Origin of the sequence: Streptomyces sp. PU-14G, assembly GCF_041028275.1 — a bacterium.
GTDB lineage: Bacteria > Actinomycetota > Actinomycetes > Streptomycetales > Streptomycetaceae > Streptomyces.
The window spans coordinates 1-863 of record NZ_JASKYT010000771.1 but is presented as its reverse complement, the minus strand read 5'-3'; the positions used below and the strand labels follow the sequence as shown (position 1 = coordinate 863).

Annotated in this window: 1 protein-coding gene; it reads right to left on the bottom strand. The window is 68.8% G+C overall.

Annotation, left to right across the window (positions count from 1 at the left end; all coding sequences use genetic code 11):
- Positions 1-212: 212 nt before the first annotated feature.
- Positions 213-626 carry an SsgA family sporulation/cell division regulator gene (locus AB8Z75_RS35235; RefSeq protein WP_369209239.1) on the bottom strand — a complete coding sequence of 138 codons (414 nt, stop codon included), beginning with the start codon at positions 624-626 and terminating at the stop codon, positions 213-215.
- Positions 627-863: the final 237 nt, after the last annotated feature.

Sequence of the window (863 nt, the reverse complement as noted above, 5' to 3'; positions counted from 1 at the left end):
CGGATAGAGAGCACCCCTCGGGGGTGGGCGGCCCCACAAAAAGAGAAGGGGACATGGGGGGCCCGCCCCAGGAGGGGTGGAGGTCACACTCCGCGCAGCAAAGAGCGAAACCCCTCTTCCAGATCGAGAAAGGCCCCCTCACGCCCACCTCCTGGGGCGGCCCCACAAAAAGAGAAGGGGACATGGGGGGCCCGCCCCAGGAGGGGTGGAGGTCACACTCCGCGCAGCAAAGAGCGAAACCCCTCTTCCAGATCGAGAAAGGCCCCCTCACGCCCAGCGGGCACAACCTCATACGCCCGCTGCAAAAACGCAGAAAGATCCGCACTGGAGAACTCCAGAACTGCCACCCCTTCCCCCGCATGCAACTCGATCACGGTCCGCTCCTGCCCGAAGGGGCACACATGGACGTCCCCCTCCCCGGCGGGCCCACACGCCCCCTGGGCGAGAAGATCGCGGGAGAAGACCCAGGTGACTTCCTCACCGTCCAGGGATATGTCGGCGGGGAAGACGAGGCACACGGCGAACGGGTCGGCCGTGTCGTAGCGGAGAGCGGGTGCCAGGGGGCGGGTGGCGGGCGGCCGGGTGATCAGTTGGGCCGGCACGGTGTGGGTGATGACCTGTGACACGTCTGCTCCTCTGGGTCGGGGACTCCCGCTCCGCTCATCGCTCGGGCCGGGTTGCCCCTTCGCCCTGTCAGACGCGTGGGACGGCCGGTCAGTCACCCGTGGAGGCTGGTGAGCTCTGCCACAGCGTGCGAGCCGTTGGTGCCCGACGGCACCACGCGGTAACTGCTGCCGGACACGGAGCTGACGCGCACGGCACCGCCTGAAGCCTTCGGCCCCCCGGTGCCCGCCCCCGTTCGG